The 24,036-nt window shown below is 68.6% G+C and carries 24 protein-coding genes; 3 read left to right on the top strand and 21 right to left on the bottom strand.

What is annotated here, in order from left to right:
* Positions 1-273: 273 nt before the first annotated feature.
* The 15 genes from ACYKG1_RS09450 to hisS all read right to left on the bottom strand — a co-directional run bounded on the left by ACYKG1_RS09450 (position 274) and on the right by hisS (position 14,297).
* A complete protein-coding gene (locus ACYKG1_RS09450) occupies positions 274-1,005 on the bottom strand; it encodes a copper homeostasis protein CutC (protein WP_478472507.1) in 732 nt (243 codons plus the stop codon).
* A complete protein-coding gene (locus ACYKG1_RS09445; protein WP_478472505.1) occupies positions 1,002-2,000 on the bottom strand; it encodes a glycosylasparaginase in 999 nt (332 codons plus the stop codon). The genes ACYKG1_RS09450 and ACYKG1_RS09445 overlap by 4 nt, the downstream gene beginning before the upstream one ends.
* A 51-nt stretch (positions 2,001-2,051) precedes the next feature.
* Positions 2,052-3,074, bottom strand: coding sequence for a glucokinase (locus tag ACYKG1_RS09440; RefSeq protein ID WP_478472503.1), 1,023 nt, complete (start codon positions 3,072-3,074; stop codon positions 2,052-2,054).
* A gap of 84 nt (positions 3,075-3,158) precedes the next feature.
* On the bottom strand, positions 3,159-3,443 hold the full coding sequence (locus tag ACYKG1_RS09435) for a hypothetical protein (protein ID WP_100472121.1): 285 nt from the start codon (positions 3,441-3,443) through the stop codon (positions 3,159-3,161).
* Between the two features lie 34 nt (positions 3,444-3,477).
* Positions 3,478-5,067: a calcineurin-like phosphoesterase C-terminal domain-containing protein gene (locus ACYKG1_RS09430; protein ID WP_262083797.1), complete on the bottom strand. Its 1,590-nt coding sequence runs from the start codon at positions 5,065-5,067 to the stop codon at positions 3,478-3,480.
* A gap of 98 nt (positions 5,068-5,165) precedes the next feature.
* Positions 5,166-5,786, bottom strand: a complete 621-nt coding sequence (gene hisIE / locus ACYKG1_RS09425; protein WP_100472119.1) for a bifunctional phosphoribosyl-AMP cyclohydrolase/phosphoribosyl-ATP diphosphatase HisIE — start codon at positions 5,784-5,786, stop codon at positions 5,166-5,168.
* Positions 5,776-6,552, bottom strand: a complete 777-nt coding sequence (gene hisF, locus ACYKG1_RS09420; RefSeq protein ID WP_262226885.1) for an imidazole glycerol phosphate synthase subunit HisF — start codon at positions 6,550-6,552, stop codon at positions 5,776-5,778. The genes hisIE and hisF overlap by 11 nt, the downstream gene beginning before the upstream one ends.
* Positions 6,546-7,280, bottom strand: coding sequence for a 1-(5-phosphoribosyl)-5-[(5-phosphoribosylamino)methylideneamino]imidazole-4-carboxamide isomerase (gene hisA, locus ACYKG1_RS09415; RefSeq protein ID WP_478472500.1), 735 nt, complete (start codon positions 7,278-7,280; stop codon positions 6,546-6,548). Before hisA ends, hisF begins: the two co-directional genes overlap by 7 nt.
* The gene (gene hisH / locus ACYKG1_RS09410) at positions 7,277-7,879 is read right to left on the bottom strand and encodes an imidazole glycerol phosphate synthase subunit HisH (RefSeq protein ID WP_100472116.1); all 603 of its coding nucleotides are present in this window, start codon (positions 7,877-7,879) and stop codon (positions 7,277-7,279) included. The genes hisA and hisH overlap by 4 nt, the downstream gene beginning before the upstream one ends.
* On the bottom strand, positions 7,876-8,949 hold the full coding sequence (hisB, locus tag ACYKG1_RS09405) for a bifunctional histidinol-phosphatase/imidazoleglycerol-phosphate dehydratase HisB (protein WP_262226886.1): 1,074 nt from the start codon (positions 8,947-8,949) through the stop codon (positions 7,876-7,878). Before hisB ends, hisH begins: the two co-directional genes overlap by 4 nt.
* Positions 8,946-10,040: a histidinol-phosphate transaminase gene (gene hisC / locus ACYKG1_RS09400; protein WP_478472499.1), complete on the bottom strand. Its 1,095-nt coding sequence runs from the start codon at positions 10,038-10,040 to the stop codon at positions 8,946-8,948. Before hisC ends, hisB begins: the two co-directional genes overlap by 4 nt.
* Positions 10,037-11,332 carry a histidinol dehydrogenase gene (gene hisD, locus ACYKG1_RS09395; protein ID WP_262226888.1) on the bottom strand — a complete coding sequence of 432 codons (1,296 nt, stop codon included), beginning with the start codon at positions 11,330-11,332 and terminating at the stop codon, positions 10,037-10,039. The genes hisC and hisD overlap by 4 nt, the downstream gene beginning before the upstream one ends.
* A complete protein-coding gene (gene hisG / locus ACYKG1_RS09390) occupies positions 11,329-12,240 on the bottom strand; it encodes an ATP phosphoribosyltransferase (RefSeq protein ID WP_154263367.1) in 912 nt (303 codons plus the stop codon). The genes hisD and hisG overlap by 4 nt, the downstream gene beginning before the upstream one ends.
* Positions 12,241-12,274: 34 nt before the next feature.
* Entirely contained in the window at positions 12,275-12,583 is a 309-nt protein-coding gene (locus ACYKG1_RS09385) for a YerC/YecD family TrpR-related protein (RefSeq protein WP_478472496.1), read from the bottom strand.
* A gap of 316 nt (positions 12,584-12,899) precedes the next feature.
* Entirely contained in the window at positions 12,900-14,297 is a 1,398-nt protein-coding gene (hisS, locus tag ACYKG1_RS09380) for a histidine--tRNA ligase (RefSeq protein ID WP_478472495.1), read from the bottom strand.
* A 127-nt stretch (positions 14,298-14,424) separates the two neighbouring features.
* On the opposite strand from hisS, the gene ACYKG1_RS09375 reads away from it, so the two are divergent.
* Positions 14,425-15,177 (top strand): Crp/Fnr family transcriptional regulator, encoded by a 753-nt coding sequence (locus ACYKG1_RS09375; RefSeq protein ID WP_049424744.1) that lies wholly within the window; start codon positions 14,425-14,427, stop codon positions 15,175-15,177.
* A gap of 57 nt (positions 15,178-15,234) precedes the next feature.
* Here the strand turns inward: ACYKG1_RS09375 and thrC are convergent, their stop codons facing one another.
* Genes thrC through thrA form a run of 3 tightly spaced genes read right to left on the bottom strand, consistent with a single transcriptional unit; the run spans position 15,235 to position 19,966 of the window.
* Positions 15,235-16,521 carry a threonine synthase gene (gene thrC, locus ACYKG1_RS09370; protein ID WP_478472493.1) on the bottom strand — a complete coding sequence of 429 codons (1,287 nt, stop codon included), beginning with the start codon at positions 16,519-16,521 and terminating at the stop codon, positions 15,235-15,237.
* 29 nt (positions 16,522-16,550) lie between these two features.
* Positions 16,551-17,465: a homoserine kinase gene (locus ACYKG1_RS09365; RefSeq protein WP_478472491.1), complete on the bottom strand. Its 915-nt coding sequence runs from the start codon at positions 17,463-17,465 to the stop codon at positions 16,551-16,553.
* Entirely contained in the window at positions 17,462-19,966 is a 2,505-nt protein-coding gene (gene thrA / locus ACYKG1_RS09360; RefSeq protein ID WP_262083807.1) for a bifunctional aspartate kinase/homoserine dehydrogenase I, read from the bottom strand. The genes ACYKG1_RS09365 and thrA overlap by 4 nt, the downstream gene beginning before the upstream one ends.
* A gap of 27 nt (positions 19,967-19,993) precedes the next feature.
* Between thrA and ACYKG1_RS09355 the strand changes: the two genes are divergently transcribed.
* On the top strand, positions 19,994-20,314 hold the full coding sequence (locus ACYKG1_RS09355) for a hypothetical protein (protein ID WP_478472489.1): 321 nt from the start codon (positions 19,994-19,996) through the stop codon (positions 20,312-20,314).
* A gap of 9 nt (positions 20,315-20,323) precedes the next feature.
* Here the strand turns inward: ACYKG1_RS09355 and ACYKG1_RS09350 are convergent, their stop codons facing one another.
* Together ACYKG1_RS09350 and ACYKG1_RS09345 are read right to left on the bottom strand one after the other, a co-directional pair.
* On the bottom strand, positions 20,324-21,274 hold the full coding sequence (locus ACYKG1_RS09350; protein ID WP_100472107.1) for a DMT family transporter: 951 nt from the start codon (positions 21,272-21,274) through the stop codon (positions 20,324-20,326).
* A gap of 153 nt (positions 21,275-21,427) precedes the next feature.
* Positions 21,428-22,126: a helix-turn-helix transcriptional regulator gene (locus ACYKG1_RS09345; protein ID WP_262226895.1), complete on the bottom strand. Its 699-nt coding sequence runs from the start codon at positions 22,124-22,126 to the stop codon at positions 21,428-21,430.
* Between the two features lie 81 nt (positions 22,127-22,207).
* Here ACYKG1_RS09345 and ACYKG1_RS09340 point away from each other — a divergent pair, with 81 nt between their 5' ends.
* On the top strand, positions 22,208-22,987 hold the full coding sequence (locus ACYKG1_RS09340) for a DUF6491 family protein (protein ID WP_478472487.1): 780 nt from the start codon (positions 22,208-22,210) through the stop codon (positions 22,985-22,987).
* Here the strand turns inward: ACYKG1_RS09340 and ACYKG1_RS09335 are convergent.
* The gene (locus ACYKG1_RS09335) at positions 22,984-24,036 is read right to left on the bottom strand and encodes a linear amide C-N hydrolase (protein ID WP_478472485.1); all 1,053 of its coding nucleotides are present in this window, start codon (positions 24,034-24,036) and stop codon (positions 22,984-22,986) included. The two genes, ACYKG1_RS09340 and ACYKG1_RS09335, sit on opposite strands and share 4 nt — an antisense overlap.

Genomic DNA, 24,036 nt, shown 5'->3' with positions numbered 1-24,036 from the left:
AAGACCGTCCCGACACCCTCCCCTGTGGATCGATCCAAACTAAAGCACAGCTGAACCACGCCCGGCATGCGGCGGCGCAGCAACACAAAGCGTAGTGCCGTCATTGGTTGCTCGCCGCCATGACAATCAAAGGCTTGCGAGACATCGCTGAGAGAACGGCGCACGAAGTGGTGACACGATTGCGACAAACGCGCGCGGAACGGTTTTGTCCGTGGCGGGCCAGCGTACGGGGTCGGATCCCTTCGCAGAAGGGCTCCGACCCCGGGCTTGCGATCAGGCGTCCAGCGCCTGCCGCAGCGCGGCTACGGTGGCAGTGGCGGTCTGGCTCCAGTCCGGGTCCAGTCCGCGCAGCGCCGGGTTCTGGAACTGCATCGCCGAGCGCCGCAGGCCCTTGGCGGAAGCGTGCAGTTCAGTACAGCCGCTCCGTCGTGCCACGGCTGCGATATTGGCCGGGCCCAGCCCGGCACCGGCCATCACACTGATGCGGCCCGCCGCTTGTGTGACCAGGCCCGCCAGCACATCGGCACCGGCCTCGGCACTGGCCTGGCCGCCCGAGGTCAGCACGCGCTGGCAGCCCAGCCCGATCACCTGCTCCAGCGCCGCCGGCAGATCGCGGGCAGCGTCGAAGGCACGGTGGAAGGTCACCTGCAGTGGCCCGGCAGCCTGCACCAGTTCACGGCACAGCACCAGGTCGATGCTGCCCTGCACATCCAGCGCACCGATCACCACGCCATCGCAGCCCAGCGCGCGGCACTGCGCGATGTCACGCAGCATCAGCTCGGTTTCCAGCGCGTCGTAGTGGAAGTCGCCCGGGCGTGGCCGCACCAGCACGAACAGCGGGATCGACAGGCGTTCGCGGGCCATCGCGATGCTGGCGAACGACGGCGTGGTGCCGCCCTCGGCCAGGTTGTCGAACAGCTCGATGCGGTCGGCGCCGCCAGCCTGCGCGGCCAGCGCCGAGGCCAGCGAGTTGCTGGCGATTTCCAGAGCGAGCCGCGTGCTCACGCCTGGGTGCTCGTGTAGATCGACGGCGAATCACGCAGGTCATCCTGGCGCTGCGCATCGCACACCGCGTAGACGAAGCCACGATGCAGCGCATAGGCGCCCACCTCGCCCTGCTTGTTCATGGCCAGGAAGCATACCTGCAGCGTCTTGCTCGCTTCGGGGCGCTTGCGCACCACGCGGTCGATCGCTTCGCGGCAGGCCTGCGCCGGCGAGCGCCCCTGCCGCATCAGCTCGACCACCAGGAACGAGGCGGCGTTGCGGATCATCTCCTCGCCCACGCCCGAGGCAGTGGCTGCGCCGACTTCGTTGTCGACGTACAGGCCGGCACCGATGATCGGACTGTCGCCAACGCGACCGTGCAGTTTCCACGCCATGCCGCTGGTGGTGCAGGCACCGGCCAGATGGCCCTTGGCATCCAGTGCCAGCATGCCGATGGTGTCGTGGTTGTCACTGTTGCCGGGAATACCACGGCGCTCGGCGTTGATCTGCGGCTGGTACTTCTCGGTCTTCAGCCACTCGCGCCAGGCCGCTTCGGCCTGGGGCGTCAGCAGGTGCTTGCGCTCGAAACCCTGCTGCACCGCGAACTGCTGCGCGCCCTCGCCCACCAGCAGCACGTGCGGGCTGTTCTCCATCACTTTGCGGGCCACCGACACCGGATGCAGGATGTCGACCAGCGCGGCCACTGCACCGCAACGGCCATCGCCGTCCATGATGCTCGCGTCCAGGCTCAGCACGCCGTCGCGATCCGGGTTGCCGCAATGGCCGACGGTGGGGTTGCACAGCTCGCTCTCGGCCCAGCGTGCGCCTGCTTCCACCGCATCCAGCGCGCTGCCGCCCTGCGCCAGCACCTTCCATGCAGCCTGGTTGGCCGGCACGCCGAAGTCCCAGGTCGAAACCACCCTGGCCCCGCCGTGCGTGCGCGCCTGCACGCCCGGCAACGCCGCCATGCCCGCGGCCAGTGCACCGGCCTGCAGGAACTGCCTGCGATCCACCATCTTCCCCTCCCAGTCTGCAATGCACGGCCGGCCCGATGCCGGCCCTGCCGATCAGTCGTGCGTGGGCTGCCGTGCGGCGTGCCAGACCGCTGCGCCGAGCACGCCCAGCTGGCCATGCTCGACCCGCCACACCGGTACCTGGCGCAGCACCTCGGTCAGCACGCCCTTGTTGAGGAAGCGCTCACGGAAGCGGCCATCGGCCAGGAAATCCTGCACATGCGCGGAAATGCCACCGGCCAGGTATACCGAGCGCGCACCGACGGCGATCGCTGCGTCGCCGGCCAGGCTGCCCAGCCAGGCACAGAAGACCTGCAGCGTTTCCACTGCCAGTGCATCCTCGCCGCTACGTGCGGCACCGATCAGCGCCTCGGTGCTGGTCCACACCGGGGTAACGCCGCGCAGTTCGCACAGGCACGGATAGAGATTCATCAGGCCGCTGCCGGACAGCACGCGTTCGTTGTCCACGTGCGGCCAACGCTGCAGCAGTTGGCCCAGCACCTGCAGCTCCAGCGCGTTGCCAGCGCCGAGCGCGGCATGGCCGATCTCGCTGGCCAGCACCGGGCGCTCGCCATCGGCAAAACGCAGCGCGGCACCCAGGCCGGTACCTGCACCCAGCACCAGCGCCGGGAACGCCTGCGCCGGATCGGCGTCGCCGTTCAGCGGCACCAGGGTTTCCGGCTGCAGGTACGGGATGGCCAGCGCCACCGCTTCGAAATCATTGATCAGCTGCAGCTCGTGCAGCCCGGACTGCGCGCGGGTGGCCGACAGCGAAACCGTCCACGGCAGGTTCGAGTTGATCAGCACATCGCCATCGAGCAGGCCGGCGATGGCCACCACTGCGGTCTGCACCGGCTGGCCGAGACCAGCGGTGAAATCGGCCAGGATCGCGGCCAGGCTGGAATGCTCGGCACAGGCATAGGTGCGATGGCTGCCCAGCAGCGGCGCCTGGCCGGGCTGGGTCTCAGCCAAGGCCAGACGGGCAAAGGTGCCGCCGACATCGGCGACAACGAGGCGGCGCGGAAGACCGCCGCGGGCGGAGTCGGTGGAAACCGGAGACGCTGCTGCGATGGTCACGCTGGCCTGCTTGGATCGATTGAATCGCCCCGATTCTCAGGCATCGGGGCGGCTTTGCCTAGCGCGCCGGTGGTTCAGGTTGGCCTACATGCCTTCCTGTTCGGCCACCTGCACCCCATCCACCAGCACGCGCAGGCGCTGCGGGCGGAAGCCGGCGAACAACAGTGGCCGCGTGCGCTCGACCAGCACCTCGTGGCCGGCGATCTGCCGCAGCCACGACTGTACCAGCGAGAACGAGAAGTGGGTGCCCGGATGCAGCGGGTGCTGCACCCAGACCTTCTCGGTGGCGCTCTGCAGCAGCATCGCGCCGGTGAACCAGTGGCGGCTGAGGGTCACCGGCGTGGTGCCGGCCATGAAGCGGATATCCATGCGGGGTCCTTTCGCTGGAGCAGTGATGCGGGTGTCAGGGCTGGGCAGCCTGCAGGCTGTAGCTGGTGGTGGCGGTGAACACGGCACCATCAGGCTGGGTGGAGCGTACCTCGACCTTGTGGCTGCCCACTGCCAGATCGGTCGGCAGCGCACCGCGCCACAGGTGCGGCGACGCAGTGGCCTCCGGGGAACGGTCGTAGCCACGCAGGCTGTTGGCCAGGTCGTCGGCCACGTTCTCCACCATCAGTCGCGGATCGGGCTGGCTGACCTGCTTCATCGGCTGCCAGGCGCCGCCATCGACGCGGTACTCGACGACGCTGGCGTCCTCACCCATGTAGACGTTGGCATAGACGCCCCACGCTGGATAGGCGCCCTGGCGCAGCACCTTCGGCGCATGCAGGCCGATCTGCTCGCTGGCCGGCTTGCCGGCCACCCGGTATTGCAGGCGATAGCTGCCGTTGCCGGCCACGTCGAGCAATGCATAGCCCTTCGGCGTGCCGTCGCTCATGGTGCTGTCCGGCACGCCAGCGGCATTCTTCACCCCCGACCAGAACGCACCGCAATTGGCACCGACGTTGTATTCGTGCAGCGGCTTGTCGCCGTTCCAACCCTCAGCCTTGCCGTGGTAGACGTGCTGCTGGGTGTGGCTGTGGCCGCTGAGCACCAGCACGTTGCGGAAGTCCTTCAGCAGGTCGAACAGGCGCTGGCGGTCGGCGTGGCGGAAGGTCTCGCGCCCCGGCGCGGCATCGAACAGCGGGATGTGCATGCCCAGCACCAGCAAGCGGTCCTTGTGCAGGCCCTTCAGGTAGCCGGCAAGGAAAGCGAACTGGTCTTCGCGCAGGCCGCCGATGTACTTCGGCTTGGCCTTGGGGTCGTACACCACATCGTCCAGGAAGACGAAACTGGCACCGCCCTCTTCCACCGCGTAGGTGTCCGGGCCGTAGATGTTGCGCCAGCTGTCCAGCGAATGCTCATCGCTGACGGCATCGAAGTCGAGGTCGTGGTTGCCCGGCACATGGAACCACGGCACGCCAAGTTCGGTGGTGACCTTGTTGATGGCCGGATACAGGGCCAGGTCGTCGTTGACGATGTCACCCAGGGTGGTGCCCATGCGCGCCCTGGTCTGGCCGACCAGCGGCGCCACGATCGACTGCTGGTAGTAGCCGATGTCCTTCAGGCTGGCGGTCTGCGAATCGGTGAATACCAGCATCTGGAAACCACGGCGGCTGTCATGGCGATCCGCCTGCAGCGCGAAATCCCAGTTGCGGGTGGCATCGCTGGTGGCGGCGATGCCGCCGTACTTCAGCGCCGGCGAGCCGTTCGGGCGGTAGTGGCGCCAGAACGAGGGCAGACCGTCGGTCGCCTTCAGGAACGAATACGCATCGGGCTTGATCACGAACACGGTCTGGCCGTCGCGCACCGGCAGGCTGTAGCTGCCGTCGGCGGCAGTCTTGACGATAGCCTCGCCGTTGGACACCTGCACCCCGGCCAGGCCCGGATCGGTCGCACCGCGCCCAGGCCTGCCGTCGCGCTCCAGATAGACCTTGCCGCTGACCACGGTGTCCGCGGCCCAGGCCGGCGAGGTCAGCAACAGGCAGCACAGCCAGGCGGCAGGCAGTTTCATGGGCGGTCCGGGAAAGAAGAAGACCCCCTATTGTAGAGCCGAGCCATGCTCGGCTGCATTGCAGAGGTGGGTGCGGGCCGTTGGTCCGCCCCACCTCCTCAACGATGGCGTTTTTCCAGCACCGCCCGCGCATCATCCAGCGACAGCCCGCGCGCGCGCAACAGCACCAGCAGGTGGTAGAGCAGGTCCGAGGCCTCGCCCAGCAGCGCCTCATCGTCCTGCGCCACCGCCGCCAATGCGGTCTCCACACCCTCCTCGCCCACCTTCTGCGCGATGCGGCGGATGCCGCCCTCGAACAGGCTGGTTGTGTAGCTGCCCGGCGGGCGCTGCGCCTCGCGCATCGCCACCAGCTGGCCCAGCCCACCGAGGAAGTCCTTCGGTGCCTGGTCGAAACAGCTCTCGGCACCAGTGTGGCAGGTTGGCCCGGCCGGGCGTGCCAGCACCAGCAGCGTATCGGCATCGCAATCGACACGGATCGACTGCACCACCAGCACGTTGCCGGACTGCTCGCCCTTGGTCCACAACCGCTGCTTGCTGCGGCTGAAGAAGGTCATATGGCCGATGGCCAGCGTGGCAGCCAGCGATTCGGCGCTGACATAGCCCAGCATCAGCACCTGCAGGGTGTCGGCATCCTGCACCACGGCCGGCAGCAGGCCGTCGCCCTTGCCCCAGTCCAGCGCCTGCAGCGCATCCAGCGATGGCCTCACGTCAATAGACATCCCGCACCTCGATCTGCTGTCCGCGCAGGTAGCGCTTCAATTCCGCAATGGCGATGGCGCCGCTGTGGAACACACTGGCCGCCAGCGCGCCGTCGACGTCGGCCTGGTCGAAGGCTTCGGCGAAGTGCTCCATCGCACCGGCACCGCCGGAAGCGATCAGCGGCACCTGGCACAGCGCGCGCGCCTGCCGCAGCTGCACGACATCGTAGCCACGGCGCACACCGTCGCTGTCCATGCAGTTCAGCACGATCTCGCCAGCGCCACGCCGCTGCGCTTCGACGATCCAGTCCAGGGTCCGCAGCGGTACCGCCTGGGTCTTGTCCGGGTCGCCACTGAAACGGCGTACCCGCCACTGGCCGTCCGCTTCGCGTACCGAGTCCACACCCACCACCACGCACTGCACGCCGAACTCATCTGCCAGCTCGGTGATCAGCTCCGGGCGGCCCAGCGCCGGCGAGTTGATCGACACCTTGTCGGCACCGGCGAACAGCACGCGACGCGCGGTCTCCACGCTGTCGATGCCACCGGCCACGCAGAACGGAATATCGATCAGGCGCGCGATACGCTCGATCCACGCAACATCAACCGACCGCGCCTCGGGACTGGCGCCGATGTCATAGAACACCAGTTCGTCGGCGCCCTGGTCGCGGTAGCGCTGTGCCAACTCGGCGATGTCGCCCATGTCGACGTGATCGCGGAAGCGTACGCCCTTGACCACGCGGCCATCGCGCACGTCCAGGCACGGAATGATGCGGCGGCTCAACATGCCAGCGCCTCGCCCAGGTCCATGTGCTGCTCCAGCAGGGCCTTGCCGAGGATGGCACCGCCGCAGCCGGCAGCACGCGCCTCGGCCACATCGGCCACGTCACGGATGCCACCGGAGGCCTGCACCGCCACGCCCGGCAGCAGCGCCGACAGGTGCTGGTAGAGGCTGATGTTGGGCCCGGCCAGCATGCCGTCGCGGGCGATGTCGGTGCACAACAGGTGGCGCATGCCGGCACGCGCATAACGCTGGGCCAGGTCATCCAGGGTCACGCCGGCATTCTCGGTCCAGCCGTGCACCGGCAGCTGCCATTGGCCCTGGGCATCCTGGCGGGCATCCAGCGCAATGGTGATGCGCCCGGCGCCGAACTCCTCCAGCCAGCCGACCACTTCGTCGGGGCGACGGACTGCCAGCGAACCCACCACCACGCGGCCGGCGCCGGCGTCGAGGATGCGCGCCACATCGTCACGGCCACGCACCCCACCACCGGTCTGCACCTGCAGCGTGGTCTGCGCGCGGATCGACGACAGCAGCGGTGCCAGCGTGTAGCCACCGGCGCGTGCGGCGTCCAGGTCGACCAGATGCATCCATTGCGCGCCCTGTGCGGCGAAGGCGTGTGCGCGCGGCAGCGGATCGTCGCCATATGAGGTTTCCTGCGCATAGTCGCCCTGGCGCAGCCGCACCACGCGGCCATCGCGGATATCCAGCGCGGGGTAGACGATGAAACTCATGCAGCAGTGCCCTCGAGGAAGTTGCGCAGCATCAGCGAGCCGGTCTCGCCGGAGCGCTCGGGATGGAACTGCGCGCCGTAGTAACGCCCCTGCTCGACCACGGCGGTGAACAGGCCGCCGTGGTCACAGGCGGCGACGGTGTGGGTATTGAGCGGCGCCGCATAGCTGTGTACGAAGTAGGCGCTGGCGCGCTCCGGCACACCCCGCAGAAGCAGCGATTCGCGCAGCGGGAGCAGGCGGTTCCAGCCCATGTGCGGCACGCGGATGCCGCAGGCCGGCACCAGCTTGCGCACCACGCCGGGAATCAAGCCCAGTGCCTCGACGCCGGCCTCCTCGGAGCGCTCGAACAGCAGTTGCATGCCCAGGCAGATGCCCATCAGCGGCACCTCCAGTCGTTGCAACGGCTCCACCAGGCCTTGCGCGTGCAGGCGCTGCATGCCAGGACCGGCGGCGCCGACGCCAGGCAGGATCACCCGCTGCGCACCGACCAGACCGTCGGCGTCGCGCACCAGCCGCACCGTCGCGCCCAGGCGCTCCAATGCGTAGCGCACCGAGCCCAGGTTGGCACCGCCGGCGTCGATCAGCGCAACGTCGCTCACAGCGCCCCCTTGGTGCTCGGCAGTGCCGTGCCCTGGCGGGCCAATGCCGGGCGCAGCGCGCGCGCCAGTGCCTTGAAGCAGGCTTCCACCTTGTGGTGGTCGTTGTCGCCGCGCACCTGCAGGTTGAGGTTCAGGCCGCTGGCATCGCACAGTGACCGGAAGAAGTGCGGCACCAGCTCGGTCGGCATGTCGCCCACGCGCTCGCGCTTGAACTCGCCCTCGAACACGAAGTACGGGCGACCGCTGAAATCCAACGCGGCGCTGGCCAGGGTCTCGTCCATCGGCAGGGTGAAGCCGTAGCGGCCGATGCCGCGCTTGTCACCCAGCGCCTCGCGCAGCGCCTGGCCCAATGCGAGCCCGGTGTCTTCGATGGTGTGGTGCTCATCGATGTGCAGGTCGCCCTCGGCCTGGATGTCCAGCGCGAAGCCACCGTGCTTGCCGATCTGTTCCAGCATGTGGTCGAAGAACGGCAGGCCAGTGGAAATGTGCGCATCGCCGGCACGGTCCAGATCCAGTTCGACGCGGATCTTCGTTTCCTTGGTGTTGCGCTGGACCACGGCAGTACGCGGCGCATCGGCCAGCGCATGGGCGATGCCGGGCCAGTCCCACTCGCCACCAAACTGCTCGGTACGCAGCTGGAAGCCACGGATGTTGAGGTTGTCGGCGAACTGCAGGTCGGTGATGCGGTCACCAACCATGCCCGAGCGCGCCCAGTCGATGCTGCGGTCCTGCAGGTAGGCAGTCATCAGGCCGATGCCCGGCTTGCGGGTGGGTGCATTGTCCTGCGGCCAGCTGCAGTCGATCAGCACGTCACGGAAGGTGATGCCCTGGCTCTCGAAGATCTGCAGCATCAGGTCGTTGGGGCCATCGAAGCTGGCGCGCGGGTAGCTGTTACTGCCGAGGCCATCCTGGTTGGTGACGATCACGAACTGGTATCCGGCATCCCGCAGCTTCAGCAGCGCCGGGATCACCTGCGGCACGAAGCGCAGCTTCTCGTAGGCGTCGATCTGGAAATCGGACGGCTCCTCGATGAGGGTGCCGTCGCGGTCGATGAACAGGATCGGGGTCATGCGGCGGCCCTCCGCGCCGACAGGGCCGCAAGCACGCGGTCATTCTCTTCGGGGCTGCCGATGCTGATGCGCAGCGCATCACCCAGCTGCGGCGCGGCGCGCTGGTCGCGCACCACCACGCCCGCAGCCAGCAGCGTATCGAACGCCGCCTGCGCATCGGTGAAGCGGACCAGCAGGTAGTTGCCGGACGAGCGGTACACGCGACGAACGCCGGGCAGGCCCGGCAGCGCCGCGAACAGGCGCCCGCGCTCGGCGATCACCGTGGCCACGCGCTCGGCGGTGCGTGCCAGCGCGGCCGGCTGCAACGCCTGCGCGGCCAGCTCGGCGCACGGCGTCGGTACCGGGTACGGCGCCTGGCAGCGGCGCAGCACGGCAATCAGTTCCGGGGCAGCGATCAGGCTGCCAATACGGGCGGCCGCGAGTGCGTGCGCCTTCGACAGCGTGCGCAGTACCGCCAGGTTGGCGTGCGCAGCCAGCAGCATGGTCGCCGACGGGCGTTGCGCGTACTCGACGTAAGCCTCGTCTACCACCACCAGAGCCTGCCCGCGCAGAGCAGTGGCCACCCGCTCGATATCGGCCAGGCCGATGTCACTGCCGGCCGGGTTGGACGGTGCGCACAGGAACACCAGCTTGGCGTTGCGCGACTTGGCCGTATCGATCACAGGATCCAGATCGGCGCGCAGGCCGTCTTCGCTGTCCACCAGAGGTACTTCAATCAGTGCGGCACCCTGCAGGCGTGCGCAGACCGCGTACATGCCGAACACCGGCGGCGTGACCAGCACGCCATCGCGGCCCGGCACGCACAGGGCACGCACCAGCAGATCGATGGCTTCGTCGCTGCCACGGCCGATCAGCAGCTGCTGCGGCGTCACGCCGTACAGCGCGGCCAAGCCTTCGCGCAGCGCCAACGGCTGTGGTTCCGGATAGCGCCGGCTGCTGCCTGCAGCATCCGCCGGATTGGGCCAGGCCGACTCGTTTGCGTTCAACCAGACCTCCCCCTGCACCGCCGCGCTGCGCGCCGAACTGTAGCCGGCGAAGGCCTGCAGGTCCGGGCGCACCAGGGCCAGCACATCATCGATCGCCGCACTCATGCCGCCGCCTCCATGCGCACTGCGACCGCACGCTCGTGCGCATCCAGGCCTTCGGCACTGGCGATGATGCGCGCGCAGCCGCCGATCGCCGCCAGGCCGGCAGCGCTGGCGCTCTGCACGCTGATCAGGTTCTGGAAGCTGGCCACGCTGACACCGCTATAGGCACGCGCGGTACCCGCGGTGGGCAGTACGTGGTTGGTGCCGCTGCAGTAGTCGCCCAGTGCTTCGGGCGTGTAGTCGCCGAGGAACACCGAGCCGGCGGCCTGCACCTGGTCCAGCCAGTCGCGCGGCTCGCGCAATGCCAGGATCAGGTGCTCGGGCGCATAGCGGTTGCTGATCGCGAAGGCCTCGTCCAGCGAATCGACCTGGATCAGGCGCGACGCCGACAGCGCCTGGCGCGCGATCTGCTGGCGTGGCAGCAGGGCCACCTGGCGCTCCACCTCAGCCTCGACCGCCGCCAGCATCACGGCATCGTCGGTCAGCAGCAGCACCTGCGAATCCGGGCCATGCTCGGCCTGCGACAGCAGGTCGGCGGCAACGAACGCTGGATTGGCACCGGCATCGGCAACGACCAGCACTTCCGAGGGCCCGGCCGGCATGTCGATGGCCGCTGCGCCCTCCTGCGCCACCTGCTGCTTGGCTTCGGTGACGAAGCTGTTGCCGGGGCCAAAAAGCTTGTCGCAGGCCGGAATGCTGGCAGTGCCATAGGCCATCGCCGCGATCGCCTGCGCACCACCCAGCTTGAACACGCGCTGCACGCCGGTCAGGCGGGCGGCTACCAGCACCGCCGGATCGGCGCTGCCGTCGGCGCGCGGCGGCGTGCACAGCACGACCTGCGGGCAACCGGCCAGCTGCGCCGGAACGCCCAGCATCAACGCGGTGGACGGCAGCGGCGCGCTGCCGGCCGGTACGTACAGGCCCACCCGGCCGATCGGGCGCAGCATGCGTTCGCAGACCACGCCCGGCGCGGTTTCCACCGCATAGCCTTTGCCCATGCCAGCGGCGTGGAAGCGCGCGATGCGTTCGGCGGCGTCCACCATCGCCTGGCGCAGTTCGGCGGGCACGGCGGCTTCGGCAGCGGCGAATTCGGCTTCGGACACTTCAAACGAGGCCAGCTCGACACCATCGAAACGCGCAGTAATCGCACGTAGCGCGTCGTCACCCCGCGTGCGCACCTGCGCGATCAGGGCGGCCACGGCATCGCGGGTCTGCTGCGCCACGGTCTGCACCGGGCGGGTCAGTGCCGCACTGCGCGCGGCCTCATCAAGTCGGGACCAGATCAGACGGTTCATGCCAGCGACCGCTCCACGCTCAGTACCATCAGGCCCTGCGCACCCGCGCGCTCGAGTTCCTCCATGCGCTGCCAGCTCAGCGGGCCGGGACACATGGTCTGCAGGCGCAGCGCACCGCCATCGGCCGGCAACCGCACCAGCGGCTCGGCATCGGCCAGCAGCTGCGCCAGTGCGTCGACGCGATCCTCGCTGGCACGGAACATCAGCAGCTTGCGGTCCTGGCGCTGCACCACGCCGTCGAGGCGGCGCAGCAGCATCGCGCGCAACGATGCACGTGCATCATCCGGCACGCGCACCGCACCGGCCAGCACCGCCTCGCTGTCGAGCAGGTTGTGCACCGGGGTCAACTGGTTGGCGCGCAGCGTGGCGCCGCTGGACACCAGATCGCAGATGAGGTCGGCAGTACCCAGGCGCGGGGCGATTTCCACCGAACCGGACAGTTCGACCACCTGTGCGTCCACGCCCTGCCCGGCCAGCCACTGCTTGAGGATGGCAGGGTAGCTGGTGGCGATGCGGGTGCCGGCCAGCTGCGCCGGACCCTGCCATTGCCACTCCTCGGGCACCGCCAGCATCAGGCGGCACTGGCCGAAGCCCAGCCCGCGCAGCGCCTGGTAGGCATCCGGCAGGCCGATCTGGCGACGCGCTGCGGCCTGCTCATCCAGTTCGTTGCGGCCGACGATGCCGAGGTCGCAGACGCCATCGGCAATCAGGCCGGGAATGTCGTCGTCGCGCACCAGCAGCAGGTCCACCGGCAGCGATTCGCCGTAGCAGAACAGCTTGTCGCGGCTCTCGCGCCAGCTCAGGCCGCAGGCGCTGAGCAGGTTACGGGCGGGTTCGGCCAGCCGGCCACTCTTCTGGATGGCGATACGCAACCGGTCTCGTGCCGGCGCTGCCTGGGTTGCACTCATGGGGGAGGTCTCGAAGTTCGGAACGGGGCGCGGATCAGCGCAAAGCAAGGCGGTCGATGGCGGCGGCATAGCCTCGATGGCCATGCTCGAGCGTGCGTGCCACCCGTCCGGTGGTGGTCACGCTGACGCCGGTGCGCTCGTGGATCTCGCGATAGGGCACGCCCAGCTGCAACAGCGGCACCACCTTCCAGCGGTCAGCCATGGCTTCCAGCTCGGCCGGGGTGCACAGGTCACGCAGGAAAGCCTCGACTTGGTCCGGCTCGCACAGGGCGGCAAAGGCCCGGGCCAGGGCTTCCAGGTCGGCCTTCGGGTCTTTGGCGGCAATCTCGGGGCGGGCTTTCACGGAGTCGTTTCCATGCATCAATGTAATAGCGCGTTAGTACATTAGCGCATTCTTGCGCAGTGCGTCAACTCGGGGGCTCATGGGGTCAGATCCGTTTGCCTTTGGAAAACGGATCTGGCCCCTGCACCGGATCGCGGAAACGCAAAACGCCCACCAAGGGTGGGCGCTCTACGTTCAAATCACCAACCTGGCCCGACTCAGGGCAGACAGCGCACCTCCGCCTGCAGCGCTCCGCGCCGCAGGCACTCCCCGAACAGGCTGCCCTGCCGGCTCGGCAGGGGCTCGATGTTCTCCAACGCCCCTGCTGCGGCCCGCATCACGCCATCGCCTTGGACTGCTCCAGCTCCACCTGCAGGGTGCTGGCCAGCTCGTCGCGGGAGACTTCAAACTGCTGCTCGCGCAGCAGGTCCTTCACCGCCACCACGCCGCGCGCCAGTTCGTCCTCACCGGCCAGCACCACGAAGCGGATGCCGGCCTTGGCTGCGTACTGGAACTGCTTGCCGATCTTCTTCGGCTCCATCTGCACTTCGGTGTTGATGCCACCGGCACGCAGGCGGCGCGCGATGTCCAGCGACTGCGGCATGCCCTGCTCGTCCATCAGCGCCACCAGCGCCTGCACGCTGCTGGCCTCGATGCCGTCGATCAGACCCGCCTCGCGCAGCTGCCAGAACAGGCGCGACAGGCCGATGGAGATACCCACGCCCGGCAGCTTCGACTTGCTGTAGTGGCTGGCCAGGTCTTCGTAACGGCCGCCCGAGCAGATCGAACCGATCTGCGGGTGGTCGGTCAGCGTGGTCTCGTAGACGGTGCCGGTGTAGTAGTCCAGGCCGCGCGCAATGGAGAAGTTCAGGCAGTACGCGCTTTCCGGCACGCCCAGCGCCTGCACCAGCTGCAGCACTTCGCGCAGTTCGGCCACGCCGGTACGCAGGATCTCCGAGGAACCGGCATCGGCTTCCAGCGTGGCCAGCTGCGCCAGCGCATCGGCATGGCCCTGCGAACGCACGGCGACGAACGCCAGGATCTTCTCGACCTGTTCGGCCGGGATGTTGAAGCCCTCACCCACCAGCGTCTCGCGCACATAGTCGGCGCCGCGCTTGTCCAGCTTGTCCACTTCGCGCAGCACCGCCAGCTGGCGCTCGCCTTCGGCCACGCCCAGGCTCTCGAAGAAGCCGCGCATCAGCTTGCGGTTGTTCAGCTGGATGCTGAAATCACCGATGCGCAGTTCCGAGAACACCGCATGGATGACCGCCAGCACTTCGGCGTCGTAGCGCACGCTCAGGCTGTCCTTGCCGATCACGTCGATGTCGCACTGGTAGAACTCGCGGAAACGGCCGCGCTGGGCACGCTCGCCACGGTAGACGCGCTGCATCTGGTAACGGCGGAACGGGAAGGTCAGCTCGTGTTCGTGCTCGGCCACGTAGCGCGCCAGCGGCACGGTCAGGTCGAAGCGCAGCGCCATTTCCGGCAGCGAACGGTCACCCGATTCGGCGGCATTTGCCAGCGCACCGGTGGACTGCACGAAGTACACCTGGCGCTCGGTCTCGCCACCGGACTTGGTCAGCAGCACGTCGGACAGCTCGAACACCGGCGTCTCCACCGGCAGGAACCCGAAGCGCTCGTAGTTGCGGCGGATGACGTCCAGCATGCGCTGGAACGCAATCTGCTCGCGCGGCAGCAGTTCAAGGGTGCCGGGCGGGGTACGGGGCTTGATCACGGGCGGAACTCCTGCTGAAACGGGACGTGGGAGGGGGCGACATTCTAGCGCCCCCGCCTCGGGCAGGGTCGAACGGCCGCTTGAAGTATCATAAGGCCCTCCCCCGCCCGCGATACGCCCACGCAACATGTCCCGGCCTTCCGGCGCTCCGCCCGCCACCAACGATCCCGCCTCGCCGTCCTGCACCACGCTCGACTGCATGCACTGCTCGGTTCGCCACCTTGCGGTGTGCTCGGCGCTGTCGCCCGATGAAGTGCAGGCGCTGGAACAGGTCACCGTTTCGCAGCAGGTCGGCATGGGCAGCACGCTGGCCCGCACCGGCGAAGAGCGCGACCATGTCTATACATTGACCGCCGGCGCACTGCGCCTGGTGCGTACCCTGGCTGACGGCCGCCGCCAGATCAACGGTTTCGTGCTGCCCGGCGACTACCTGGGCTTGAGCGGCAGCGACCATCACCGCTACGACATCGAGGCCATCGCCGACAGCCGCGTGTGCCGCGTCGCGCTGCCACAGATGAAGGCACTGCGCAGCCGCTTCCCGCACCTGGAGCGCAAGCTGCTGCAGCGCGCCTGCCAGGAGCTGGATGCCGCGCAGGACGCCGCACTGGCCCTGGCACGCCTGCAGCCGGCCGAGAAGCTGGCCGATTTCCTGCTGCGCCTGGCCGCGCGCGAGGCCAAGCTGGGCGGCGACGGCCTGCGCGTGTCGCTGCCGATGGGCCGCGGCGATATTGCCGACCATCTGGGCCTGACCATGGAAACGGTCAGCCGCACCTTCACCAAGCTGCGCCAGCAGGGGCTGATCGCCCTGCCCCACCTGAACGTGGTGGAGATCCTCGACGAGGATGGGCTGCGTACGCTGGCCGGCGAAGGGTTGATCTGACCGTATCGCGGTTCATGGGGGTGCCGGCCAGCGGCCGGCAATCCCAGACGCCATTGATCAGCGCAGCAACACCTCACGCAACGCCGCGTAATCAGCCGCCAACGGCTCGGCGTGCGCCGGCCGCTGCAGCAACGCATCCAGCGCAGGCGGCACCGCCACCGCTTCGCCAATCAGCGGCTCGACCACGGCCTCGAACTTCGCGGGGTGCGCCGTAGCCACCACCGCCCAGTCGCCCTTGGCACCACGCGCCCGCAGATCCTGCAGCACCTTCACCGCCGTCGCCGTGTGCGGGCAGAACAGCTCGCCGCGGCCGGCATGCGCTGCCGCAATCGTCGCGCGGATGGTCACGTCATCCACCGCGAACGCACGGAACGCAGCACGCAGTTCCGCGTCGTCGCCGTGGTAGAGCCAGCGCAGTCGCTCGAAGTTGCTTGGCGCCCCCACGTCCATTGCATTGGCCACCGTGGCCACACTGGCCTGCGGCTGGTAGTCGCCACCATTGAAGTACGCCGGCAGCACGGCATTGGCATTGGTGGCCAGCACGATCTGCCCGATCGGCACGCCCAGCGCGCGCGCCAGCACCGCCGCCATCGCATTGCCCAGGTTGCCGGTTGGCACCACCAGATTGAGCCGGCGACGATGCGCGGCGTAGTGGTTCAATGCTGCGTGCGCGTAGTAGCTCATCTGCGGCAGCAGGCGGCCCAGGCTGATGCTGTTGGCCGAGCTCAACGGCACCTGCGCCTGCAGTTCGCGGTCAGCCAGCGCCTGCTTGACCATCGCTTGGCAATCGTCGAACGCACCCGCCACACGCAGGGCCTGGATGTTGTCGCCGAAACAACCGAGCTGGTGCGCCTGGCGCGGGGACACGCGGCCATCCGGGTACAGCACCACCACGCGCACGCCCGGCTGGCGATGGAAGGCCGCCGCCACTGCAGCACCGGTATCGCCGGACGTGGCGACGACGATCGTCAGGTCGCGGCCCTTGCCGGCCTGCAGCCGCGACAGCGTACCGGCCAGGAAGCGCGCGCCAATATCCTTGAACGCCGCCGTCGGCCCATGGAACAGCTCCAGCACGTGATCACCGTCGCCGAGCGCGCGCAGCGGCACCGGGAAGTCGAACGCCTCTCGGCAGATCGCCGGAAGCGCAGCCTCAAGTGCGTCACCAGCAAAGAACGGCGCCAGCAGATCGGCGGCGGTATCGGCCAGGGTCGCCCCGGCCTGCAGTTCGCGGGGGGCCGGCAGACGCTCGGGGACATACAGCCCGCCATCGGGCGCCAATCCGGCGGCGATCGCCGCGCTGAGGCCAACGGCCGGCGACTGGCCGCGGGTGGAAACGAAATACATCGGTTCGGTATCCAGAGAAGGGGAAGGATTCAGCACAGCCGGGCTCCCGGCGCATCCAGCGGCGACACCCAGGCATCACTGTCGAAGCCGGCCGCAGCGAACGCTGCCTGCACCGGCGCCACGGCGGCGCGGGCCTGGTCGGCATCCTCGAACCAGGCGAACACGCTGGGCCCGGCGCCGGAGATGCCCGCGCCCATTGCATGGGCCGACAGCGCCGCATCACGGGCGGCCTCGAAGCCGACGATCAATCCGGCCCGCCGCGGTTCGACCAGCACATCGCGCAGGCCGGCGCGCACCAGCGCCGCGTCACTGCGATGGCAGCCACTGAGCACCAGCGCGAGGTTCGCGCTCTGTGCCACGAACTCGCCCAGCGCATAGCTGCCCTGCAGGGCCTGGCGGGCACGGCGCGTTTCCAGCACTGCATGCGGATGCACCAGCAGGCTGTGCCAGCTGGCAGGTACCGGGATCGGCAACAGGCGATCGGCCGTACACAGCGCCAGGCCGCCCAACAGCAGCGGGCCGACGTTGTCACCGTGGCGACCGCCACTGGCCACCGCCTCGCCGTCCAGCGCAAACGGGTATAGCGCCTCGCGCGGCAGCGGGACCTGCAGCAGCGCATTGGCGGCGACCAGCGCCGCGACACTCGACGCGGCCGAACCGCCCATGCCGGAACCGAACGGAATGCCCTTGTCGATCTCGACCGCGAAACCGAAATCCAGGCCCAGGCCTTCGCGCAGCGACATCAATGCAGCGCCTGCCGTGTTTCTAGCGGCATCCAGGGGCAGCGCGACGGCACTGCCACGGATCGCCTCGATGCGCACCACCGGCTCATCGATGCGGCGCACACTCACGGTATCGCCAACACCGGCGATGGCATGACCAAGAATGTCGAAGCCCACCGCCACGTTGGCCACCGAAGCGGGAGCGAACGCACGTGCGATCACAGCCGCGCTCCTTCGCCGGCAGCAACCCGCAGCAGGTCCGCGAACACACCGGCCGCGGTGACTTCCGGGCCAGCCCCCGGCCCCTGCACCACCAACGGGTTGTCGCAGTAACGGCGGGTACGGAACTGCACCACGTTGTCGGTCAGGCGCAGGTTGGCGAAGGCGTGATCGGCCGGCAGTTCCTGCAGGCCCACCGAGGCACCGTCGGCGCCCAGCTGTGCCACATAGCGCAGCACCGCCCCCCGCGCCCGCGCATCCTGCAGGCGTTGCAGCAGGCTGGCGTCGGACTCGCCCAGCCGCGCCATGAAGTCATCCACGCTGCCCTCGCGCAGCAGCGCCGGCACCAAGCTTTCCACTTCCACCTGCTCAAGACTGAGCGCGTGGCCGGCTTCGCGGGCCAGGATCACCAGCTTGCGCGCCACGTCCACGCCCGAAAGATCATCACGCGGGTCCGGCTCGGTGTAGCCCATCGAGCGCGCCTGCGCGACCAGTTGCGAGAACGGCTGGCTGCCATCGAAGCGGTTGAACAGCCACGCCAGCGTGCCGGAGAAGATGCCTTCGATGGCCAGCACCTCGTCGCCGGTATCGACCAGGTCACGCAGCGTAGTGATCACCGGGAGGCCCGCGCCCACGGTGGCCTCGTAGCGGAAACGCGCACCACTGGCCGCCGCCGCAGCGCGGATGCGCTGGTAGCGCGGCAGCGGCCCGGCACCAGCCTGCTTGTTCGGGGTCACCACGTGGATGCCGGCCGCCAGCCAGCCCTCATAGCGCTCGGCCACCTCCGCACTGCCACTGCAGTCGATCACCACCGCATGCGGCAGGTGCGCGGCCAACAGGTGTTCGGTGAAGCGATCCAGGTCACTCGATTCGCCCGCGTCCCGCAGCGCTTCGCGCCAGTCCGCATGCAGGCCGTCTGCTTCCAGCCGCATGCGCGAGCGCGAGGCCAGTGCACGCAGGCGCAGGTCGACGTTGGCCTTGGCCAGCAGCTGCGGGCGTGCCGCCAGCAGCTGGTCCAGCAGCGCGGCGCCGACGTTGCCCGGCCCGACCACCCCCACCGCAAACGTCTGCGGCGACAGCCAGAAGCCTGCATGCGCCGCGCGTAGCGCGCGAGTGGCATCGGCACTGTCCACCGCCACCGAGATGTTGCGTTCGGACGAGCCCTGCGCGATCGCCAGGATGTTCACCTGCGCACGCCCCAGTGCCTCGAACAGGCGCGCGGCCACACCCGGCTGGCCAGCCATGCCGTCACCCACCGCCGCCAGTACGCTGACGCCCTCGCTGACCTGCACGCGCTGCACCTGGCCGACCGACAGTTCATGCGCGAACGCGTGCAGCAGCGCCTCACGGCCACGTGCGGATTCGGCGGCGCGCACCACGCAGCAGATCGAATGCTCCGACGAGCCCTGCGAGATCATCACCACCGACACCTGCGCCTGGCGCAGGGCGGCGAATACGCGCTCGGCGGTACCCGGCACGCCGATCAGGCCGGTGCCTTCCAGGTTCAGCAGGGCCAGCCCGGGGCTCAGGGTCAGGCCCTTCACCGGCCCACGCGGCGAGCGCTCGGCACTGATGCGCGTACCCGGATGTGCCGGCTGGAAGGTATTGCGGATGATGATCGGCAGGCCGAGGCGGATCGCCGGCGACATCGTCTGCGGGTGCACCACCTTGGCGCCGAAGTAGGCCAGTTCGCAGGCCTCGTCGTAGCTCAGCGATTCCAGCTGCACAGCTTCGGGCACCAGCCGCGGGTCGGCTGACAGCACGCCGTCGACATCGGTCCAGATGTGCAGTTCATCGGCGTTGAACAGCGCCGCGAAGATCGCGCCGGAGTAATCGCTGCCGTTGCGACCCAGGGTGGTGATGCGGTCATCGCGATCACGTGCGACGAAACCGGTGGCGACCAGGCGCGGCTGCGGATGCTGCAGGCGCCATTGGGCGAGGCGGTCGGCACTGGCTTCCCAGTCGACATCGACGCCCAGCTCGCCATGCCCGACCACCAGCACATCGCGTGCATCAAGCACCGCGCAGTCTTCGCCCAAGGCACGCAGGTGGGTGCCGAGCAGCTGCGCGGAGAACACTTCGCCCAGGCCCTGCACGCGGTCCAGCACCTCGCGCGGCAGCTCGCCGATCACCGCCAGCGCCGCCAGCACTTCGGCCAGCTGATCGAAGCGGGCGTCGATCCATTCGACGGTCTCGCCCACCTGCTCGCCCAGCAGCGCCACGGCGGCGCCGCGATGGCGCGCGCGCAGCGCATGCCAGGCCTCGCGCCAGCCTTCATCGCCCTTGGCCGCCAACTGCGCCAGTTCGATCAGCGCGTCGGTGACCCCCTTCATCGCGGAGACAACAGTGACCTGCAGCGATTCGGGGCGGGCCAGCAGCAGGCCGGCAACATGGCGGTAGCGTTCGGCATCGGCCACCGAGGTGCCGCCGAACTTGTGCACGACAGTGGACGGCGCAGCCAGGTCGGCCGGGGCAACGGGATGGGCGGGGGCGTGGGAAGACATGCAGACCTCGGTAGGAGGCCCCGTCGCATGCAGGTGTCGAGTTTCCCCGCCACCTGGATGGTGCGGGGCCGTGGTTTTCGGGAGTTACACGAAGACGACGGGCCGCACCAGGGCAGTGGTGACGGTGGTGGTGGTAATGGTGGTGGTGGCGACCGGCGCAGTCGAACGACCCGCAGTGGCGGGGGCGATCAGGCTGGCGTGGGCGGCATCAAGGACCATGACGCACAGAAAACACTGTGCGCCGGGCCGCTGTCAAGTGCTGCGATGCAAAAAACCACTGCGGCGATCATCGGCCAACGTGCCGGCATTTGGTTGCATCTGAGACAAAGCAGCCATCAGCCCGCTTGACGGCCGCATTCAGCCGGCATGTTCGGCGATCGCCCGTGGCGTGCGATGGGCATGCGCGCACAGCATCACGCCGGCCACCAGGAACACGATCGCCAGCGCTTCCAGAAGCGAGGGCCAGCGCTGCTGCCAGGCAAAGGCATACAGGAGCGCGAACAGGGTTTCGAACACGATCATCTGCCCGGTCAGGGTCAACGGCAGCAGGCGGCTGGCGCGGTTCCAGAACGCATTGCCGAGGATCGAGGCCACCACTGCCACGCCAGCGCTGATCGCCCAGAAGCCCCCCCACTGTGCCGCCGTGTGGGTGCCGCTGTGGCCGATGAAGGCCATGGGCACCAGCAGCAGGGCCAGGCCGCCGGTGGTGACGCCGGTCAGCAACGACCAGTCGTGGCTGGACAGGTCCGGCCGGCGTGCCAGCCAACGACTGTTGCCGATCGAGTACAGCGCCCACGAGAACAGCGCACCGAATGCGCACAGCAGGCCGATCAGGCGCTGCCGCCACGGTGTTGCGAGGTGCTCGGACATCAATGCTTCCCAGCCCACCAGCGCCACGCCAAGCACGCACAGGCCCAGCGCTGGCAGCAACTGCTTCAACGGCACCGCGCCGTGCTCGCGTACGCCAACCAGTGTGACCACCACCGGAATCAGGCCGACAATCAAGGACGCCGCCGCGCCACCGGCCCACTGCACCGCCGTGGCCAGCAGCAGGAAGTACACCAGGTTGCCGGCCAGGCTCAGCCACAGCAGCCCGAACCATTCGGCACGGCCCAGCCGCGGTGCCAACCGCCTCCAGCGCGGCAGCAACAGAGCGACGGCAATCAGGCCATAGACCAGGTAGCGACCGGCGGACAGTTGCAGGGCATTGAACGATTGCAGCACGGCGGGCGCGAGAAAGACCACGCCCCACAGCGCACCGGCGGCAACGCCATTGGCGATGCCCAGGGCCATCGGGTTGTTGCGCATTCGGGTTCTTCGGGGGGGAGAGAGAACAGGCCGCGCAGTGTAATCGCTGGCCGATGGGCGCTCTTGACCGAGGCTACTGCCCTGCCCGGCCGCGCGCCTGGAAAGCCCGGCCCTGCAGGACACCGGCTTGTGTAGAGGCGAGCATGCTCGCCTCTACCAAGGGCTGCCCCTGCGCCAGGCGGCCGGCGTCTGCCCGCACTCACGGCGCAGCGCTCGGGTCAGTGCGCTCTGCTCGGAATAGCCTGCGGCCAGCGCGATATCGCTGATCGGCGCCGCGCTGGTGCGCAGCTGGTGCTTGGCCCAGCGCAACCGGCATGCACTGAGCCAGGCCTGCGGGCTGAGCCCGAACTCACGCTGGAACAGCGCGTGCAACCGGCTCTCGCTGACCCCGACCGACGCGGCCATGCGCGCCACCGGCCACGCCTGGCCGGGATCGACCTGCACCGCCGCGCACAGGCCCTGCATGCGCGCACCACTGCCGGCCGGTGCAAACACCTGAAGCAGATGCGGCAGCAGGGACGGCAACGGGTGGCCTTCACGCACCTGCGCCAGGCGCTGCCGCAGTGCCAGTGGCAGATGCAACCAGCGCTGGCGGCACAGATGTTCCTGGGTACCATCATCGAGCACACCCGGCGGGCAGTCGACGATCACGAAACCATTCGGCCCATCGGCCATCTGGTCATGTGCTTCGCCAGCCGCGACGAAGGCCCCCTGCAGCAGGTCCAGGCGACCACCGCGGCCTTCCATCTCGAATTGCAGTTCGCCCTGCAGCGGCAGCACCCACTGCGCGTAGTCATGGCGGTCCAGGCCGGTGGCCTGGCTGTAGTGCCGCAGATGGAAGATGGCGCCCATCCGGGCAGTGTGCGCGTGTAACAACGGCCGTGCAAACCGCTGCTATAGTGGATCCGTCATCCAACGCAGGGAGTGCAGGTCATGACCCATCAGCACGTACTGGCGGTCATCGCCGCGAGCCTGGGCCTGGCGCTGGCTGTTACGGCGCCGGCACAGGAACGTACCCCACCCGCCCCGCACTGCATGGACGCGGTCGGCGTGCAGGAAGTGGAACAGGCCTCACCCCGCTCGATCGCGCTGCGCGCAGCCTCCGGCCAGGCCTATCGCATCGACTTCAGCGAGGACTGCCCCGGCGTCCGCACGGCCACCACGCTGAAGCTGGAAGCACCTGCCGGCTGGGCCTGCGGTCGTCCCAGCGAGCGCGTCGTGGTCGATGGCCGCAGTTGCGCCATCAGTGCCGTCACCCCGGTGCAGAACCGGGACTATGCCAGCGTCGCCCGCGGCAGTGACCGCCTGCGCGCGGCCACCCTGCCCGCGGTGACCATCCGCGAGCGCAAGGAAATCCGCCGCGGCTTCGGCGGCTCGCCTTCGTACTGCTTCGCCGCCCGCAACGTCCGCGCGTGGTCGTCCGACCCGCAGGGCATGCTGGTGGAAACCAATCCGCGCCGCAATGGTGGCCACCGCTACTACCGTGTCGAGCTCGGCAGCCACTGCCGCCAGCTCGACCGTGCACCGCGGCTCAGCTTCCGCTCCGGCATGCAGAATGGCCTGATCTGCGGAAATCCCGGTGACCGCATCCTCACCGCCGATTTCGAGAATGGTGACCTGCGCAGCGATTCGCTGGCCCCGCTGCCGCAGTACACCCGCGGCGCCTGCACGATCCAGGCGGTTTACCCGGCCTCCAGCCAGGCGTCGAACTAACCGTCGATACCGAGGAAGGCGAACGGTGCGCTGGGTACGAAGTGGCCCAGTGCATCGCCGGCGAACGTGTTGCGCTGGTCCTTGCCAAGGTCGAGCCTGAGCACCTGGCCACCGAAATCGACCTTGTTCAGATCGACCCAGAAGGTGTTCGGGGTCAACGCCGACTCGAAGAAGTACAACCGCCGCTTGTGGTCGGCTACGGTGCGCCAGCGCGTGGATGAAATGTTCGGCTCGCCCGGCGTGGTGATGCCGTAGGGCACCGACGCGTTGCGGATCACGCTGAACACGCTGGCCAGCGCTTCCACCGGGTCTTCAGCCTTGGGGATGGCGTTGATGTAGAACGATGCACGCGCGAAGCGGTCGGACGAGCGGTTGGTACCCGGCAGCATCACCGTGCCACCGATCTGCTGCCAGTAGCTGTTGAGTGCCAGCTGTTGCTCGAAGATCGGCGAGTTGGTCATCACCTGGTAGCGGCGGTCGTGATGGATCACCTGGCGGCCGCCGATGTATTCGACAATGGCACTGTCACCGGTCGCGTCGGACAGCGACAGATGCAGCGTCGCCTGGCGGTCTTCGCCCGGCACCTTGTCGGTGACGATCGAGTACGGCTCACGCATGAGCGCCGTTACCGCCTCGTCCACGGTGGCGAAATTGTCCAGCACATACTGTGCCCACAGCGAGATCGCCAGGCCCGGCTTGTTGCCTCGCTGCTGCGGATACTCCGACTCCACCAGCCAGAGCAGGTTGGCCACCAGGCCCTTCTCGTTCATGCCGTCCGTGGTCGACACGTCGTAGCCGGTGGCCACCACGCTGCCATAGCGCGCGGTCCAGGCCAGCGACTTCGGGCCGGCCTGGCCGGTGCGTGCGATGCCACGCGGCAGCACGTAGAGGTTGGTCGCCACATCGACCTTCCAGTCCATCGAACGGGCGGTGATCACGTCGCCGTTGTCACCCAGGTACACCGCGCGCGTGCAGGCCAACGCCGGCGTGATCGCCGATGCCAGCGCCATGGCCAGCATCGCCCTTCCCTGCCACTTCATCCGTGCCAT

It is taken from the genome of Stenotrophomonas sp. 85239_Sma (assembly GCF_056481725.1).
This window is presented reverse-complemented; position numbering and strand designations above follow the sequence as displayed.

Coding starts and splice junctions, on each gene's coding strand:
- ACYKG1_RS09445 (WP_478472505.1), bottom strand. CDS start 2,000: ATGGTGGATCGCAGGCAGTTCCTGCAGGCCGGTGCACTGGCCGCGGGC.
- ACYKG1_RS09435 (WP_100472121.1), bottom strand. CDS start 3,443: ATGGATATCCGCTTCATGGCCGGCACCACGCCGGTGACCCTCAGCCGC.
- ACYKG1_RS09430 (WP_262083797.1), bottom strand. CDS start 5,067: ATGAAACTGCCTGCCGCCTGGCTGTGCTGCCTGTTGCTGACCTCGCCG.
- hisIE (WP_100472119.1), bottom strand. CDS start 5,786: ATGTCTATTGACGTGAGGCCATCGCTGGATGCGCTGCAGGCGCTGGAC.
- hisF (WP_262226885.1), bottom strand. CDS start 6,552: ATGTTGAGCCGCCGCATCATTCCGTGCCTGGACGTGCGCGATGGCCGC.
- hisA (WP_478472500.1), bottom strand. CDS start 7,280: ATGAGTTTCATCGTCTACCCCGCGCTGGATATCCGCGATGGCCGCGTG.
- hisB (WP_262226886.1), bottom strand. CDS start 8,949: ATGACCCCGATCCTGTTCATCGACCGCGACGGCACCCTCATCGAGGAG.
- hisC (WP_478472499.1), bottom strand. CDS start 10,040: ATGAGTGCGGCGATCGATGATGTGCTGGCCCTGGTGCGCCCGGACCTG.
- hisD (WP_262226888.1), bottom strand. CDS start 11,332: ATGAACCGTCTGATCTGGTCCCGACTTGATGAGGCCGCGCGCAGTGCG.
- hisG (WP_154263367.1), bottom strand. CDS start 12,240: ATGAGTGCAACCCAGGCAGCGCCGGCACGAGACCGGTTGCGTATCGCC.
- ACYKG1_RS09375 (WP_049424744.1), top strand. CDS start 14,425: ATGTCCCGGCCTTCCGGCGCTCCGCCCGCCACCAACGATCCCGCCTCG.
- thrC (WP_478472493.1), bottom strand. CDS start 16,521: ATGTATTTCGTTTCCACCCGCGGCCAGTCGCCGGCCGTTGGCCTCAGC.
- thrA (WP_262083807.1), bottom strand. CDS start 19,966: ATGTCTTCCCACGCCCCCGCCCATCCCGTTGCCCCGGCCGACCTGGCT.
- ACYKG1_RS09355 (WP_478472489.1), top strand. CDS start 19,994: ATGCAGGTGTCGAGTTTCCCCGCCACCTGGATGGTGCGGGGCCGTGGT.
- ACYKG1_RS09350 (WP_100472107.1), bottom strand. CDS start 21,274: ATGCGCAACAACCCGATGGCCCTGGGCATCGCCAATGGCGTTGCCGCC.
- ACYKG1_RS09345 (WP_262226895.1), bottom strand. CDS start 22,126: ATGGGCGCCATCTTCCATCTGCGGCACTACAGCCAGGCCACCGGCCTG.
- ACYKG1_RS09340 (WP_478472487.1), top strand. CDS start 22,208: ATGACCCATCAGCACGTACTGGCGGTCATCGCCGCGAGCCTGGGCCTG.
- ACYKG1_RS09335 (WP_478472485.1), bottom strand. CDS start 24,036: ATGGCACGGATGAAGTGGCAGGGAAGGGCGATGCTGGCCATGGCGCTG.